At 67.2% G+C, this 15,688-nt stretch carries 18 protein-coding genes; 1 reads left to right on the plus strand and 17 read right to left on the minus strand.

Features of this window, described 5'->3' with window-relative positions; genetic code table 11:
* Window positions 1-160: 160 nt before the first annotated feature.
* The 16 genes from dapD to ASE02_RS05375 form a co-directional block, all read right to left on the minus strand.
* Window positions 161-991, minus strand: coding sequence for a 2,3,4,5-tetrahydropyridine-2,6-dicarboxylate N-succinyltransferase (dapD, locus tag ASE02_RS05300; RefSeq protein WP_056731885.1), 831 nt, complete (start codon window positions 989-991; stop codon window positions 161-163).
* Window positions 991-1,653: a pyrimidine 5'-nucleotidase gene (locus ASE02_RS05305; protein ID WP_056731887.1), complete on the minus strand. Its 663-nt coding sequence runs from the start codon at window positions 1,651-1,653 to the stop codon at window positions 991-993. Before ASE02_RS05305 ends, dapD begins: the two co-directional genes overlap by 1 nt.
* The gene (gene argB, locus ASE02_RS05310; protein ID WP_056731889.1) at window positions 1,650-2,564 is read right to left on the minus strand and encodes an acetylglutamate kinase; all 915 of its coding nucleotides are present in this window, start codon (window positions 2,562-2,564) and stop codon (window positions 1,650-1,652) included. Before argB ends, ASE02_RS05305 begins: the two co-directional genes overlap by 4 nt.
* Before the next feature lie 191 nt (window positions 2,565-2,755).
* Entirely contained in the window at window positions 2,756-3,898 is a 1,143-nt protein-coding gene (locus ASE02_RS05315) for an acyl-CoA dehydrogenase family protein (protein WP_056731891.1), read from the minus strand.
* Window positions 3,899-3,976: 78 nt separating this feature from the next.
* Window positions 3,977-4,627, minus strand: coding sequence for a ribosome biogenesis GTP-binding protein YihA/YsxC (gene yihA / locus ASE02_RS05320; RefSeq protein ID WP_056731892.1), 651 nt, complete (start codon window positions 4,625-4,627; stop codon window positions 3,977-3,979).
* Window positions 4,624-6,429: a membrane protein insertase YidC gene (gene yidC, locus ASE02_RS05325; protein ID WP_056731894.1), complete on the minus strand. Its 1,806-nt coding sequence runs from the start codon at window positions 6,427-6,429 to the stop codon at window positions 4,624-4,626. Before yidC ends, yihA begins: the two co-directional genes overlap by 4 nt.
* Before the next feature lie 12 nt (window positions 6,430-6,441).
* The gene (rnpA, locus tag ASE02_RS05330) at window positions 6,442-6,843 is read right to left on the minus strand and encodes a ribonuclease P protein component (RefSeq protein WP_056731896.1); all 402 of its coding nucleotides are present in this window, start codon (window positions 6,841-6,843) and stop codon (window positions 6,442-6,444) included.
* A gap of 33 nt (window positions 6,844-6,876) precedes the next feature.
* Window positions 6,877-7,011, minus strand: a complete 135-nt coding sequence (gene rpmH, locus ASE02_RS05335) for a 50S ribosomal protein L34 (RefSeq protein WP_056731898.1) — start codon at window positions 7,009-7,011, stop codon at window positions 6,877-6,879.
* Between the two features lie 155 nt (window positions 7,012-7,166).
* Entirely contained in the window at window positions 7,167-7,913 is a 747-nt protein-coding gene (gene map, locus ASE02_RS05340) for a type I methionyl aminopeptidase (protein WP_056731900.1), read from the minus strand.
* Window positions 7,914-7,971: 58 nt separating this feature from the next.
* Window positions 7,972-8,949 (minus strand): NADPH:quinone oxidoreductase family protein, encoded by a 978-nt coding sequence (locus ASE02_RS05345; protein WP_056731902.1) that lies wholly within the window; start codon window positions 8,947-8,949, stop codon window positions 7,972-7,974.
* Window positions 8,930-9,988, minus strand: coding sequence for an alpha/beta hydrolase (locus tag ASE02_RS05350; protein ID WP_056731904.1), 1,059 nt, complete (start codon window positions 9,986-9,988; stop codon window positions 8,930-8,932). The genes ASE02_RS05345 and ASE02_RS05350 overlap by 20 nt, the downstream gene beginning before the upstream one ends.
* A 4-nt stretch (window positions 9,989-9,992) precedes the next feature.
* Window positions 9,993-10,550 (minus strand): TetR/AcrR family transcriptional regulator, encoded by a 558-nt coding sequence (locus ASE02_RS05355; protein WP_369818525.1) that lies wholly within the window; start codon window positions 10,548-10,550, stop codon window positions 9,993-9,995.
* A gap of 79 nt (window positions 10,551-10,629) precedes the next feature.
* The gene (locus ASE02_RS22225) at window positions 10,630-10,965 is read right to left on the minus strand and encodes a hypothetical protein (protein ID WP_056731908.1); all 336 of its coding nucleotides are present in this window, start codon (window positions 10,963-10,965) and stop codon (window positions 10,630-10,632) included.
* Window positions 10,966-11,018: 53 nt separating this feature from the next.
* Complete coding sequence (locus ASE02_RS05365; protein WP_056731910.1) at window positions 11,019-11,342, minus strand: DUF1330 domain-containing protein; 324 nt, start codon at window positions 11,340-11,342, stop codon at window positions 11,019-11,021.
* A 91-nt stretch (window positions 11,343-11,433) separates the two neighbouring features.
* Window positions 11,434-12,189 carry a thioredoxin family protein gene (locus ASE02_RS05370; protein ID WP_056731913.1) on the minus strand — a complete coding sequence of 252 codons (756 nt, stop codon included), beginning with the start codon at window positions 12,187-12,189 and terminating at the stop codon, window positions 11,434-11,436.
* A 130-nt stretch (window positions 12,190-12,319) separates the two neighbouring features.
* Complete coding sequence (locus ASE02_RS05375; RefSeq protein ID WP_056731915.1) at window positions 12,320-14,251, minus strand: methyl-accepting chemotaxis protein; 1,932 nt, start codon at window positions 14,249-14,251, stop codon at window positions 12,320-12,322.
* Window positions 14,252-14,486: 235 nt separating this feature from the next.
* On the opposite strand from ASE02_RS05375, the gene ASE02_RS05380 reads away from it, so the two are divergent.
* Window positions 14,487-14,795 (plus strand): hypothetical protein, encoded by a 309-nt coding sequence (locus tag ASE02_RS05380; RefSeq protein ID WP_056731917.1) that lies wholly within the window; start codon window positions 14,487-14,489, stop codon window positions 14,793-14,795.
* A 75-nt stretch (window positions 14,796-14,870) separates the two neighbouring features.
* Here ASE02_RS05380 and ASE02_RS05385 read toward each other — a convergent pair whose 3' ends face one another.
* Window positions 14,871-15,674, minus strand: a complete 804-nt coding sequence (locus tag ASE02_RS05385) for a DUF72 domain-containing protein (RefSeq protein WP_056731918.1) — start codon at window positions 15,672-15,674, stop codon at window positions 14,871-14,873.
* Window positions 15,675-15,688 lie beyond the last annotated feature (14 nt).

The following is a 15,688-nucleotide window of genomic DNA, read 5'->3' on the forward strand; positions in this document are numbered from 1 at the left end:
CCGCTTACCGGCCTTTTCCTGTGGATGACCCTCGTGTCGGGCTCAGAAATGTGGCCCGCCATCGCCGAAAATCGGTGCGCAAACGAAAACAGGCCCGCTGAGCGGGCCTGTTCGCGAATCACTTGGCGTTGGATGGGCGCCGAAACGGGCGCCCGGCGCGTCAGTCGCGCAGCAGCTCGTTGATCGAGGTCTTCGAGCGGGTGCGCTCGTCCACGGTCTTGACGATGACCGCGCAGTTGATCGAGGGCAGGCCCTCGCCGAACGGGCTGGGCATCGAGCCGGGCATGATCACCGAATAGGGCGGCACTTCGCCCATGAACACTTCGCCGGTCTTGCGGTCGACGATGCGGGTGGTCGAGGTGATGAAGGTGCCCATCGACAGCACGCTGCCTTCGCGGACGATCACGCCCTCGGCGACTTCGGAGCGTGCGCCGATGAAGCAGTTGTCCTCGATGATGGTCGGGTTGGCCTGCAGCGGCTCCAGCACGCCGCCGATGCCGGCGCCGCCCGAGATGTGCACGTTCTTGCCGATCTGGGCGCAGGAGCCGACCGTGGCCCAGGTGTCGACCATCGTGCCCTCATCGACATAGGCGCCGATATTGACGAACGACGGCATCAGCACGGTGTTGCGCGCGATGAACGCGCCGCGGCGGGCCACGACGCCGGGCACGGCGCGGAAGCCGGCGGCCTCGAACCGGGCGGCGTCCCAGCCGGCGAACTTCGAGGGGACCTTGTCCCAGAAGGGGCCGGGCGCCGGGGCGTCCATCAGCACGTTGGGGCTCAGGCGGAAGGACAGCAGGATCGCCTGCTTGGCCCACTGGTGGGTGGTCCAGACGCCGTCGTCGCCGCGGGTGGCGACGCGCAGGGTCCCGGCGTCCAACTGGCTCAGGGTCTCTTCGACCGCTTCGCGAACGGCGCCTTGGGTTCCGGTGTTGATATCGGCCCGAGCTTCCCAGGCGGCTTCGATCACGGACTTCAGGTCGTCGGACATCAGATGGCTTCCTTGAGGCGCGCAGCCGTCAGGAACGGCGTCAGCTTTTCAGTGCGGTGGTGGACGAAGGGGGCGGTGGAGGCGAGCGCCCTGGGCCCGACCAGGACGGTGGTCATGCCCAGGTCGGCGGCCGGCTTCAGATTGCGCTCAGAATCCTCGAAGAACGAGGTGGTGGCCGGGTTCAGGCCGTGGGCGTCGATCATGCGCTGGAAGCCCAGCGGATCGGGCTTGGGCGCGAAGCCGAACGAATGGATGTGGAACACGTCGTCGAACAGGCCGCGCAGGCCAAGATGGGCCAGGACCCGTTCGGCGTGGGTGTTGTCGGCGTTGGTGAAGATCAGCCGGCGGCCGGGCAGGCCGGCCAGGGCGGCGACCAGCTCCGGATCCTGGGCCAGGACTTCCAGCGACAGGTCGTGGAACAGGGCGTGGAAGTCGGCCGGGTCGACGCCGTGGTGCAGCATCAGGCCCTTCAGGGTCAGGCCGTGCTCGGCGAAGTACTTCTTCTGCAGAGCGTAGGCCTCGTCCCGCGGCAGGCCGGTGACCTTGGCCACGAAGGCGGTCATCCGGCCCTCGACCGACCCCATGAACCCGGACTCCTCAGGATAGAGGGTGTTGTCCAGGTCGAAGAGCCAGGTGTCGATGTGGGAGAGGTCTGGCCTCATGCGCTGATGAGCGTCCCCGAGCCGTGCTCGGTGAAGAGCTCGGTCAGCATGGCGTGCGGACGACGGCCGTCCAGGATGACCACGGCCTCGACGCCGGACTCCACCGCCGCGATGGCGGTTTCCAGCTTCGGGATCATGCCGCCGGTGGCCACGCCCGAGGTGATGGCCTCGCGCGCCTCGATGATCGTCATCTGGCGGATCAGGTCGCCGTTGGCGTCCAGCACGCCGCGCACGTCGGTCAGCAACAGCATGCGCTTGGCGCGCAGGGCGCCGGCCAGGGCGCCGGCCACGGTGTCGGCGTTGATGTTGTAGGTCTGGCCCTCTTCGGAGACGCCGATCGGCGCCACGACGGGGATGTAGTCTTGGTCAGCGTAGATCAGCGCCTCGATCAGTTTCGGATCGATGGCGGTGGGTTCACCGACAAAGCCGAGGTCGACGGCCTGTTCGATCTGGCTGTCGGGGTCCTTCTTGGTGCGGACCGCCTTCTCGACGGTGATCAGCCGGGCGTCCTTGCCCGACAGGCCCACGCCGCGGACGTCGGCTTCGGAGCCGGCCAGGGTGATCCAGTTGGCGATCTCTTTGTTGATGGCGCCCGACAGCACCATCTCGGCGACCTCCATGGTCGCCTCGTCGGTCACCCGCAGACCGTCGATGAAGGTCGACTTCACCCCGGCCTTGTCCAGCATCCGCGAGATCTGCGGCCCGCCGCCGTGCACCACCACGGGGTGGCAGCCCAGCATCTTCAGCAGCACGGCGTCGGCGGCGAACAGGCGCGCGACGCTCTCCTCGCCCATGGCGTGGCCGCCGTATTTGATCACCACGACCTCGCGGTCATAGATCTGGATGTAGGGCAGGGCCGTGGCCAGGGTCTTCGCGGTGGCCCAGCCCTGTTCTTCGGCGTCGTCGGTCAAGGCTTACGGCCCTCCAAGAGCCGCTTACGGCTCCAAATCGAAGAGTTAGGACGCGCCAACCGCCGAACCCGGCGTCCAGGTTCGGCCACTGCGCCCTAGTCGGAGCGCTCCGATAGCGGACCCTGGCCCGCCTGTCACCGCCTTGGAGGGGCCGGCGTGACGAACCAGACCCTCGAAGGGCGGCGCCGGCGTCAGATCGAGCGGGCCACGACCTCTTTCATGATCTCCGAGGTGCCGCCGTAGATGCGTTGCACGCGGGCGTCGCGCCACAGGCGGGCGATCGGATACTCGTTCATGTAACCGGCTCCACCGTGCAGTTGCAGGGCCTCGTCGCAGGCCTCCCATTGCAGCTCGGTGTGGAACAGCTTGGCGGCCGAGGCCTCGGCCGCGGTCAGCTCGCCGGCGACGTGGCGGGTGATAGCCCAGTCCAGGTGAGCCCAGCCCGCCTGGAGCTTGGCCTTCAGGCCGGCCAGGGTGAAGCGGGTGTTCTGGAAGTCGAAAATCGCCTGGCCGAAGGCCTTGCGGTCCTTGGTGAACTTCACCGCCTCGTCGAAGGCGCGCTGGGCGCCGGCCTGGGCGCTGACGGCGATCTGCAACCGCTCCTGCGGCAGCTGGCCCATCAGATAGGCGAAGCCCCGGCCTTCCTCGCCCAGGCAATTGGTGATCGGCACGCGGACGTCGTTGAAGAACAGTTCGGAGGTGTCGGCCGAGCTCTGGCCCACCTTGTCGAGGTTGCGGCCGCGCTCGAAGCCCTCGGCCCCGCGTTCGATCAGGATTAGCGAGATGCCCTTGGAGCCCAGTGTCGGATCGGTCTTGGCGACGACGATCACCAGGTCGGCGTTCTGGCCGTTGGTGATGTAGGTCTTCGAACCGTTGACCACATAGTGGTTGCCGTCGCGCCGGGCGGTGGTCTTCACGCCTTGCAGGTCCGACCCCGTGCCCGGCTCGGTCATGGCGATGGCGGTGATGATCTCGCCCGAGACCATGCCGGGCAGGTAGCGCTTCTTCTGCTCTTCCGATCCGTAGTTGATCAGGTAGTCGACGGTGATGTCGGACTGCAGGGTGACGCCGGCCGACGAGCCGGCATAGGCCAGCTCCTCGCCGATCACCGCGTTGAAGCGGTAGTCCAGCTCCAGGCCGCCGTATTCGGCCGGAACCTGCGGGCAGAGCAGGCCCGCCGCGCCATAGGCTTTCCAGAACTCGCGATCGACGATGCCCTCTTCCTCCCACCGATCGAGATGGGGGTGGAGCTCCTTGTCGAAGAACTTCCGCACCTGATCGCGGAACATGTCGAGATCGGCGTCATAGGCCGAGCGGCCGGCGGTGGAGAGCATGGTGACGGGCCCTGAGGNCGCCACCCTCGTCATCCCCCGGATCAGCCTTCGGCTGCCCGGAGGATGACGAAGTGAGCGTTAGGGCGTCACCGCGCAGGTGGTCATGATCTCGGCGCGCAGTTCGGCCAGGCCGTCGCCCTTTTCCGAGGAGGTGGCGAGCACGCGGGGGAAGGCCGCGGGGCGCTTGGCGATCGCCGCCTCGGTCTTCAGACGCGCGGCCTCGACCTCGTGCGGCTTCATCTTGTCGGCCTTGGTCAGGATGATCTGATAGGAGACCGCCGCCTTGTCGAAGGCGTCCATCGGCTCCTTGTCGACCTCTTTCAGACCGTGGCGGGCGTCGATCAGCAGATAGGCCCGCTTCAGGTTCGCCCGGCCGCGCAGGAAGTCGCGGCCAAGGTTCTGGAACTTCTTCACGGTGATCTTCGAGGCCTTGGCCCAGCCGTAGCCGGGCAAGTCGACCAGCCGCAGCTTGTCGTCCAGCACGAAGAAGTTCAGCTCGCGGGTGCGGCCCGGCTCGTTGGAGGCCCGGGCCAGGCCCTTGTGCCCGACCAGTCCGTTGATCAGCGACGACTTGCCCACATTGGAGCGGCCGGCGAAGGCCACTTCAGGCAGGTCGCCCGGCGGCAGACCGTCGATGGCGACGGCCCCCATCATGAAGGTGGCCTGGCGCGCGAACAGCACGCGGGCCTGCTCCAGCTGTTCCTCGGTGAAGAGCGGGTCCTCGTTCACCCTACGGCCTTCGACTTGTTGCCGGTGAGCTTGGCGATGATCTGGTCGATGGGGTTGTCCACCTTGAAGCGACGCATGATCACGTACTGCTGCATGATCGTCAGAACGTTCGACCAGGCCCAGTAGATCAGCAGGCCGACCGCGAACGGCGCCATGATGAAGGTGAACATGATCGGCATGAACTGGAAGATCTTCTGCTGCACGGGATCGGCCTGCGGCGGGTTCATGGCCGTCGAGAGGTACATGGTCACGCCGTAGAGCAGGGCCAGCGGGCCCAGGTGCAGAAGGTCGGAGTTCAGGAAGCTGCCGATGACGGGAACCGTCGCCGGATCGTAGGGCAGCAGGCCAAACAGGTTCCAGATGGTCAGCGGGTCGCGGGCCGAGAGATCCTGGATCCAGCCGAAGAACGGCGCGTGCCGCATTTCGATGGTGACCGTCAGCACCTTGTAGAGGCCGTAGAAGACCGGGATCTGCACCAGCATGGGAAGGCAGCCCGTCAGAGGATTGATCTTTTCCTTCTGATAGAGCGCCATCAGCTCCTGCTGCTGCTTGGCCGGGTCGTCCTTCAGGCGCTTGCGCAGCTCTTCGACCTGCGGCTGCACCTTCTTCATCTTGGTGAGCGACTCGTAGCTCTTGTTGGCCAGCGGGAAGAAGATCAGCTTCACCGTGACGGTCAGCAGCAGGATGGCGATCCCGAAGTTGCCGACCAGGTGGAAGAAGAACTCCAGCAGCTTGAACATCGGCCGGGTGATGAACCAGAAGTTCCCCCAGTCGACGGCCATGTCGAGGTGCGGCACGCCCAGCTTGGTCTCGTAGTCCTTCAGCACCGGCACGGTCTTGGCGCCGGCGAACAGGTGCGTGGTCTGGGTGATCTGGCGGCCGGCCGGGATCACGTGCGGCTGGCCGACATAGTTGGCTTCGTAGATGTCGGTCACGCCAGCCTTGGTCACCCGGTACTGGCTCTGGATGCGCTCTTTCTGATCCGGGATCAGGGCGGTCAGCCAGTACTTGTCGGTGATGCCGGTCCAGCCGCCGGTCGAGGCGAGCGACGGACCGCCCTCCTTGAGCCACTTGGCGTACTTCACCTGGCGCAGCTCGCCGTCGAGCCAGCCGATGGCGCCCTCATGGACGATCTGGATCTTGCCCAGGCCCGCCGGGATGCCCTGGCGCTGGACGGAAGCGTAGGGGGCGAGCGTCACCGAACCCGCGCCGGTGTTGGCCACGGTGTCGGTCACCGTGAACATGAAGCGGTCGTCGACCTCGATCTTGCGGGTGAAGGTCAGGCCCTGGCCATTGGCCGTGCGCAGCGTCAGCGGCTGGCCGGGCGCGAGGGTCGAACCCTCGACCACTTGCCAGAGGGTCTCTGCGTTCGGCAGGCCGGGCAGGTTGGCGCCGGTCCAGCCGAATTCGGCGAAGAAGGCGTGCTGGGCGCCCTCGGGGCGCAGCAGCTCGACGGGCGGAGAGGTCTTCTTGACCGTCTCGCGGTAGTTTTTCAGGTAGAGGTCGTCGATCCGCGCGCCGCGCAGCGAGACCGAGCCGGCCAGCGCCGGGGTGGCGATCGGCGCACGCGCACTGGCTGCGGCGGCTTCCTGGCGAGAGACCACGACCGTGCCGGGGGCGGCGGTCGGCAGCGCGCCGGGCTTCTGGGCGGCCTGAACCTCGACGGCGGCCGCCTTCTGGCGCGCCATTTCGGCGTTCCGCCGCTTGGACGAGGGCTCCAGCACGAAGATCTGGTAGGCGATCAGGATCAGAACCGCGCTGACCACGAAGATGATCGTGTTGCGGTTGTTGTTCTCTTGCATAAGGACGCGCGCTCAGGCGGAGGGGGAAGGAGGGGCCCGCGGCGAGGCGCGGGACGGGCTGTCGCTTTCGGCCGCGAGGCTTATCAGCGCGCTTTTCACATCGTCAAGCAAACGCAGCCACGGGCGCGTCGGCGCGCCGTTGCGGGCGATCAATACATAGTCGAAGCCGGGCTTGGCCAGCTGCGGCAAAAGAACCCTGGCGGCCTCGCGCATGCGCCGCTTGGCGCGGTTGCGGATCACCGCGCCCCCGACCTTGCGGGTGGCGGTGAAGCCGACTCGAATCAGGGTGGTGTCGTCGGCCCGGTCACGGGCCTGCAACACGACCGCGCCGCGGGCGCACGAAGGAGCGCGCGCCGCAGCGAGGAAATCGGGGCGCTTTTTCAAGCGCTCGATGTTCTGGTGGGCGCCGGTCATGCCGGCACCTTAGCCGTCAAGACGTCAGGCGTCCTAGGCGGTCAGGCGCTTGCGGCCCTTGGCGCGACGGCGAGCCACAATCTTGGCGCCGTTCTTCGTCGCCATACGGCTGCGGAAACCGTGACGACGAGCGCGCACCAGTCGGGACGGTTGGAAAGTCCGCTTCACGTGATTAGCTCCGGGTCGAAAACAAGGCGCGCTTCCTAGGTTAGGCGCGCGGGCATGTCAACCGCCGCGACCCCCGACACGCCTTTATCGGCGCGCTTTGAGCGTTCGAAGCAGCACTAAGATGATCCGCGGGGTTCGTCACCCCCGGCGGAGCGTCAGGCGAGAGTCAGGATCACCGGGCCGCGCTTGGTGGCGACCAGGGTGTGTTCGTACTGCACGGTGGGCTGGCCGCCGGGCGGGGTCAGGGTCCAGCCGTCGTCCAACTCCTCGACCCAGTCGGCGCCGAGCGACAGGAACGGCTCGATGGTGAAGACCAGGCCCTCGTGGATACGGCGGCGGTCGCCCGGCTCCCACCAGGTCGGGATCTCGCTGGGATCGTCGTGCAGCGAGCGGCCGACCCCGTGGCTGGCGAGGTTCTTGACCAGGCTGTAGCCATGCTTATCGGCGAAGCCCTCGATGGCCTTGCCGATCTCGTTGAGCTTCCCGCCTGGGCGGACGGCGCGGATGCCGCTCCACATGGCGCGGCGGCCGTCGCGGCACAGGCGCTCGATCTTCGGGGTGACCGGCGGGACGGCGAAGCTGGCGCCGGTGTCGCCATAGAAGCCGTTCAACTCGGCCGAGACGTCGATATTGACTAGGTCGCCGGCGGCGATCTTGCGGTCGTCGGGAATGCCGTGGGCGCAGTCGGGGCCGACCGAGATGCAGGTCGCGCCGGGGAAGTTGTAGGTCAGCTCCGGCGCCGAGCGTGCGCCCTCCAGCTCCAGCATCTGGCGACCCAGCTGATCGAGCTCGCGGGTGGTGACGCCAGGCTCCAGGGCCTTGCTCATCGCCTCCAGCGTCCGCGCCACCAGCCTGCCGGCGGCCTTCAGGCCCTCAAGCTCGTCTTCTTTTTCGATCGTCATACTGGGGCTTCCACCGCTCTGCGTATCCGCCGGAGCGGGAGTGAACATACAATATAGGTCAAAGATCGGGCCGCACGATGGTCTTGCCGACCACCTTGCGGGCGGCCAGCGAGTCGAAGGCCGCCCGCCAGTCGCTGAGCGGGTATTCCTGGTCGACCCTGGGCTTCATCCGGTCGGCCATGGCCCAGATGGCGGCGATGTTCTCGGCGCCCTTCTGCGGGAACTGACGGCCATACTCGCCGGCCCGCACGCCCATCACCGAGAAGCCCTTGATCAGGGCGATATTGACCGGCAGCACCGGTTGGCGGCCGGAGGCGAAGCCGATCGAGAGGATGCGACCGTTGAAGGCGATGCAGCGCAGGCTCTCGTCGAAGACGTCGCCGCCGACCGGGTCGTAGATCACGTCGGCCCCGCGGCCCCCGGTGATCTCCTTGACCCGCTCACGGAAGCCGCCGGTGACGTTGACGACGGCGTCGGGCTGGTACTCGGCCTGCAGGATGGCGAGCTTGTCGTCCGAGGCCGAGGCGGCGATCACCTTGCAGCCCAGATGTTTGGCGAGGTCGACAGCGGCCAGTCCGACCCCGCCCGCCGCGCCCTGCACCAGCACCCACTCGCCGGCCTCGACCTGGGCGCGGCGGACCAGCGAGACATAGGCGGTGAGATAGGCGGTCGCGTAGCCGGCGGCCTGGCTGAACGAGAGGTTGTCGGGCTTGCGGCGCAAGATTGCGGCCGGGCTCACGGCGTATTCGGAGAAGCCGCCGATCCGCGCGCCCCCGACCACGGGCTCGCCGATCTGGAACTGGTCCACGCCCTCGCCCAGCGCCGACACCTCGCCGGCGATCTCCATGCCGGGAATGAACGGCAGGGGCGGTTTGTGCTGATACTCGCCGCGGGTCTGCAGCAGGTCGGGGAAGTTCACCGCCGCGGCCCGCACCCTGATCTGCACCTCGCCCGGACCGGGGGCGGGGGTGTCGATCTCCTTCAGGACGCAGCCGCCGTAATCGGGGCCGAGCTCCTCAACCAGCAGCGCGCGCAATCCGTCCCTCCAGGCCTTCGCGGACCAGGCCCGCAATCTCGCGACAGGCCACGTCGGCGCAGGGGACCACGCCGGTGAAGGCGGTGAACCCATGGGCCAGGCTGTCGTAGCAACGATAGACGACCGGCACGCCGGCGGCCTGCAGCCGCTTGGCGTAGGCCTCGCCCTGGTCGACCAAGGGATCAAAGCCCGCGGTCACGATCACCGCTGGCGCGAGGCCCGAGAGGTCGCCTTCGCGGATCGGCGACAGGCGCGGATCGGCCGGGTCGGCGCCGGGGCCCATATAGTGGCCCATGAACCAGTCCATCAGCGCCCGCGATAGCGGGAAGGCGTCGGCGTAGGTGGTCATCGAGGCGGTTTCACTGGCCACGTCGACGCACGGATAGACCAGCAATTGCAGATCGGGCTGGGGTTCGCCGGCGCGGCGCAGTTCCTGGCAGATGACCGCCGCGAAGTTGGCGCCCATGGAATCGCCCCCAATCGCCGCGTGGCCGGCGAGAGCCCCGAAGGTCGCCGCCTGCTCACGCGCGTATCTATAGGCGCTCAGCACGTCCTCCAGGCCCGCTGGGAAGCGGTGCTCGGGCGCCAGGCGGTATTCCACCGACAGGACCGGCGCGCGCGCCACCTTGGCCAGGACGCCGCAAAAGGCCTCGCAGATGTCCAGGTCGCCGATCACCCCGCCGCCGAAATGGGCGAAGACGATCACCGGCGCGGCGGGATCCTGGTTTTCCGGGCGGTAGAGCCGGGCCGGTATGGTCCCCTGCGGGCCGGGTATGGCGAGGGCCTCGGTCCGCACGCCGGGCTCCAGGCGTCCGCCATAGAGCTGGGCAGCCTGGGCGGCGCCCCTGCGGGCCTCCACGGGGCTCAACATGGTCGTGGAGGGCAGCCGCGCGGCCTGGGCGGCCATGAACTGCAGGCGAGGATCCAGCGTCCGGCCGCCGCGATAGACCACCGAGCCGCCTGACATCAGACGCAGGATCGGGGAGGGCAGCGACAGGATGGTGCGCGCCGCCAGGCGCTGGACCGATCCGTCGGGCACGTCGTCAGGCCTTGGACTTCGGAAGGCTTTGCAGGCCTCCCTGGATCATGGCCACCGCGAACTCGGTCGCGCCCTTGGTGTCGATGGGGCGGCGGGCCAGCATCTTCTCGCCGACCTCGCGGGCGATGGCGATGCAGGCCGCGGCCACATAGTCGGGGTCGGCGTCCGGCGCGCCGCCGCGGGCGATCTCATCGACGATGGCCTCGCGGACCTCGTTGAAGACCGCGGCCATTTCGGGGGTCTCGCCATGGACGTGGGGGTAGAGCTCACCGGGCGGGCGGCGGGCCAGCCAGCTCTTGTGGGCGTCGCCGAGGAACAGGAAATAGGCTTCGATGGCCGCGTGGACGAATTCCTCCCAGTTCGCGGACTGGGCGCGTTGGGCCTTGAGCAGCGGCGCGAACTGCCGGGCGCCCTCGTCGGACAGCGCGACGTACACCTCTTCCTTGGACCGGTAGTAATTATAGAAGGTGCCCGCCGCCAGGCCGGTGCGGCGGATGATGTCGCGCACGGTCGAGGTCTCGTAGCCGAGCTCGCCGAACACCTCGCGGGCGGCGTCCAGTATGGCCTGCCGGTTGGNCTCGGAAAACTTGACGCCCGTCATTGTAGGACCAGCGCGGCCGGTAAGCCAAGTCTGTCGACGATCAGCGGCCAGGGATCGTCGAGATGACCTGTACCGGGCTAGGCGCGTCGCAGCGGGCGCGGCACTGGCCCCAGGGGGCGCCGCAGTCTTCCGGCCCATCGGTGGAAAGGCAGAAATAGTAGCCGCTGGCGCAGGACAGCCGGCAACGACCGGCGTCGGCCGAGGGCGCCGACAGGGGCGTCAGTAGCGGCGGCAGGGCGCTGAGCGGCGCTGCTGGCGCGGGGGTCTGCGCGTTCGAGACCGGGCCGCGCAGGGGCGTGGGGGCCGGGGTCTTCTGTTGGGCCGCGACCGGCGTCGCGGCCAGGGCGAGGATCAGCAGGAGCGGGAGCGCGCGCATTTGGCCTGGATGCGCCGTCCCCTCTTAAGGTCTGGTTAACCATAACCTCCGGCTCAGGCGGGCAGCAGATCGGCCGCGCAGTGGTCGGCTGAGACGCCGTCGATGAGGATCACGTCGCCTTGCGAGTTTTCGGTGCGCAGCGGGAGGATCGCCTGATAGGCGCTCGATGCGTACCAGGCCCGCGCCGCCCGGCCGTCGGGGAACTCGATGATGATCAGGTCGCCGGGCCAGGTCCCTTCCAGCACCTGCGCCTGGGCGCCGTGCACGCGAAACTGTCCGCCGAAGGGCTCAAGGGTGGCGTCGATCCGCTGGAGATACTCGGCGATGGCCTCGCCCATCACGACGTGGCGCAGCTTGGCGATGGCGTAGGTGGTCATGGGAACCTCGTTGTCAGGGCCTTTGGTCCTGCAACTCTGATCCCGCCCGGCGTCAGGATCGATTACCTGGCAGGTAACCGATCCTTGGCGCTCAGGCCGCGTCTTCGCGCGCGGCGCAACAGTCGTGGCTGGCGGCGACCTGATCCTCGTAGCGGTCGTGGTGGCGCAGCCAGGACATCGTGAACTCCAGTCCGTCCTCGTCGCGGCCCTTGGGCGCCATGTCGAGATAGTTGTAGGCGCCGACCAGCAGGTCGCAGCCGCGGCCATAGCTGGAATAGGTCTGGAAGATCTCGCCGTCCGCGGTCTTGTAGAAGACGCTGAGGCCGTGGAGCTCGTCCATGTCGTAGGTCAGCGGCGCGTAGTTGTACTGCGCCCCGCCGGCGGCGCGCTGCTCGGGCGTGAACGAGACCTCGTGGTCCAAGTTGAAGTCGCTGTCGGCCGACGACACCCACTTGAAGCCCCAACCCATGCGGCGCTTGAAAGCGGCCAGCTTGGCCAGCGGCGCGCGCGAGACCGCCAGCAGGGTGACGTCGCGGGCGCGCAGGTGCGGCAGGGCGCCGTCGATGTGGTCGGAGACGAAGGAGCAGCTGGGGCAGCCTTCCTCCCAGTCGGGGCCGAACATGAAGTGGTAGACGATGAGCTGGCTGCGCCCCTCGAACAGGTCGGCCAGGCTCTCGCGCCCGCCCGGTCCATCGAAGCTGTAGGCCTTGTCGACCCGCAACCAGGGCAGGGAGCGGCGTTCGCGATGCAACAGGTCGCGGGCCTTGGTGAAGGCCTTTTCGTTGGCCAGGTGGGCCTTGCGGGCCGCCACCCACTCCTCGCGGGGAACGATCTTGTTCGGGTTCATCCTGCGTCTCCGAGGCTAAACTTAACCAATAGGTTAAGTGTTTACCTTCGGGCGGCGACTGTCAAGCGACCAACGAAAAAGGGGCCGCCCTGCGGCGACCCCTTCCCGTGTGTTCCTGGACGTCTTGTTCTTAGAATTCTTCCCAGGTGTCTTCGTCCGCCCGGGGCGCGTGGGCCAGGGCCGTCGCGCCGCGAGTGGCAGGGCGGGACTGGTGGCCGTGGCTGGCGGGCGGAGCCCGGCGGGCCGCGCTACGCATGCCGCCGCCGGTGACCTTGAAGCGGGCGACCAGACGGGCCAGCTCCTCGGCTTCGTCGGCGAGGACGCGGCTGGCGGCGGTCGATTCCTCGACCATGGCGGCGTTTTGCTGGGTGACCTGGTCCATCTGGTTGACGGCGGTGTTCACCTGGCCGAGGCCAAGGGCTTCTTCCTTCGCGGAGGCGGCGATCTCGCCGACCACGTTGGAGATCTCGCCGACCTGACGGACGATACGTTCCAGGGCCTTGCCGGTCTCGCCGACCAGGCTCACGCCGGAGGCGACCTGCTGGCTGGAGGCCGAGATCAGGGTCTTGATCTCCTTGGCGGCCTCGGCCGAGCGTTGGGCCAGGGCGCGGACTTCGGAGGCGACAACCGCGAAACCACGGCCAGCTTCTCCGGCCCGCGCGGCTTCGACGCCGGCGTTCAGGGCCAGCAGGTTGGTCTGGAAGGCGATCTCGTCGATCACGCCGATGATCTGGCTGATCTGCTTGGCCGAGCTTTCGATCTGGCCCATGGCCTCGATGGCGCGGCCGACGACCAGGCCGCCTTCTTCGGCGTCGGTCTTGGCCAGGGCGACGGCTTCACGGCCGTGCGAGGCGCCTTCCGAGGTCTTGTTGACGGTGGCGGTGATCTCGTCGAGCGCGGCGGCGGTTTCCTCGAGAGTCGCGGCCTGGTGCTCGGTGCGGCGCGACAGGTCGTCGGCCGAATGGCTGATCTCACCGGCCCCGGACTGGATGGAGGCGGTGGCGCCGGCGATGGCGCGCATGGCCTCTTCAAGCTTGCCGGAGGCGGCGTTGAAGTCGTCGCGCAGCTTGCGGTAGTCGCCGGGGAATTCGCGTTCGAGACGGTAGGTCAGGTCGCCGGTGGCGAGGCTGTCGAGGCCTTGAGCCAGCGAGTTCACCACCATGGCCTGTTCCTCGGCGATGGCCGCGGCGGATTCGGCGTTCTGGCGACGGGTGACCTCGGCGGCGGCCTCGGTGTGCTCATGCTCGACGCGCAGTTTTTCGAGGTGGAGCTGGTTGTCGCGGAAGATGGTGAGCGAGGAGACGATGGCGCCCAGTTCGTCCTTCCGCGCCAGCGCGTCCAGGTCGATGCCGTTGTCGCCGTGAGCCAGCGCCTCGGTGGCGCCGGCGATCTTCTTGACGTCGCCGCGCAGGATCGTGGTCAGGGCCCAGGCGAGGGCGCCGGCGATCAGCAGGGTGGCGAGGGCAGCGACCATGGTCACCATCTGGGCGGCCTTCGAGCGGTCCTCGCTGGCCTTGGCGTTGGCGTCGGTCAGGACGCCGTTGGCGGCGACGATCTTGTTCAGGGTGCCGCTCATCTTCGTATACTCCTCCTCGAAGGGAGCAGCGAAGCCGGCGGCGGTGCCGAAATCAGTGGTGATCATGGCCGCGATGACGTCCAGCGCGTCGCGGGTCTGTTTCAGGGCCTTGATCAGCTCGTCGAAGGACTTCTTCTGCGCCGGCGGAGCCTTGGAGGCGATCGCCTGGACTTCCTTGGTGATCGCGTCGACTTCGGTCAGCAGCGCCTGGCTTCTGCCTTCGATCTGGTCGACTTCGATCGAAGCGGCCTGGTGGGTAAGCAGGAAGTAGAGCTCGCCGTGAACGCCGGTGATCCGTTCCGAAACCTTCTGCAGGCGCAGGCTGTTGGGAAGATCAGAGTGCACGACCTGACGAAGGTCGGCGGCCTGGCCGCGCTGGATAACAACCGCGCCGCCCGCGGTCAGGGCCAGCATGACCAGTGCAAAAGCAGGTGCGAAGCCGATCTTCGCAATTAGCGGCAAATCCACAAGCCGAAAGCGCTTCACTACGTATCCCCCGAGCCTATTAGCCTTATCGGGAAGATGCCTTGAGGTTGCTAACCAAACGTCACTGAAAATACGGATTTTGCGGACTTGCACGTGCGTATATATACAAAGTCACACGAATTGTGATTCAGCCGTTTACTTGACGTTAACCACATCTAATTCGCCAAGATCAGATTCTTTTAACCTGCATCCCCCATAACAGCGTTGCGTCCGTTATCTAGAAAGGGTTGGGGCAATGAAGAATCTCATCAAACTCGGGGGCGGCATCGCTCTCTGCCTGGCGTTTGCCGGTGCGTCGTCCGCCGCTGATTTCCAAGAAAGCATGGCCAAGTGCCTGACCAAGCACGCCAACACCCGCGACGCGGCTGTTGTCATGCTCGAGTGCAGCGCTACGGCCGGCAAGCTCTCGGGCTGCAAGGTCCTGGAAGACAGCAAGGCTGGTAAGGGCTTCGACAAGGCCGCCCTGTGCGTGGCCGATGCTCTGCCCATGGGTTCGAAGACCGGCGTCGTTAAGGTGCCGATGCGCTTCCCCGGCGGCGCGTAAGCGTCCAGACCAAGAATTCGCATTCTTGCACATCGCGCCCTCGGCCAAAGGCCGGGGGCGTTTTGTGTTTTGGGGCTACTTGTTCACGCGCGCGTCCAGCGCCTGGGCCGCGGCCGGGGCGCGAACCTTTCCCTCGTGAATGACATAGGCGAAGACTTCGCGCGGACCTTCGGCCGGGCCGGTGCGGTCCAGCGGCTTGAGGTCGCCGGGGACCTGGCCCTTGGCGTAGTCGGTCAGGCGCTCGGCCCAGGCGTCGAGTTCCGCCGGCGGATAGGCCGTCTCGATCTCGTCGACGCCCTTCATCAGCCGCAGATAGACAAAGCCGGTGGTGATGTCGGCGATCAGCGGATGGGTTTCGTGTTCGGCCACGCAGATGGCCACGTCATGGTTGCGGCACAGTTTCACGAAGGCCGGGTCGGCGAAGCTGGGGTGGCGCACCTCGACCACGTGGCGCAGCGCCAGGCCGTCCAATTTCTTCGGTAGCAGATCGAGGAACGCCGCGAAGTCTTCGGGGTCGAACTTCTTCGTGGCCATGAATTGCCAGTTGATCGGCCCCAGCCGGTCGCCCAGCTCGGCGACCCCCTGGTTCAGGAACTTGCCCACCGACTCGCCGGCCTCGGCCAGGACGCGCCGGTTGGTGCAGAACCGCGAGGCCTTCACCGAGAAGACGAAGCCGTCCGGGGTGGAGGCCGCCCACTTGGCGAAGGTCTCGGGTTTCTGCCTGGAGTAGTAGGTGGAGTTGATCTCCAGCGTCTTCAGGTGGCGGCTGGCGTAGGCGAGTTCCTCGCTCTGCTTGAGGCCCTCCGGATAGAAGACCCCCCGCCAGGGTTCGAAGATCCAGCCCCCGATCCCTGTACGGATCAAACCCGCCTGCGCCATCGCACCCTCGTCTA

Source organism: Phenylobacterium sp. Root700 (assembly GCF_001429025.1).
Classification (GTDB): domain Bacteria; phylum Pseudomonadota; class Alphaproteobacteria; order Caulobacterales; family Caulobacteraceae; genus Phenylobacterium.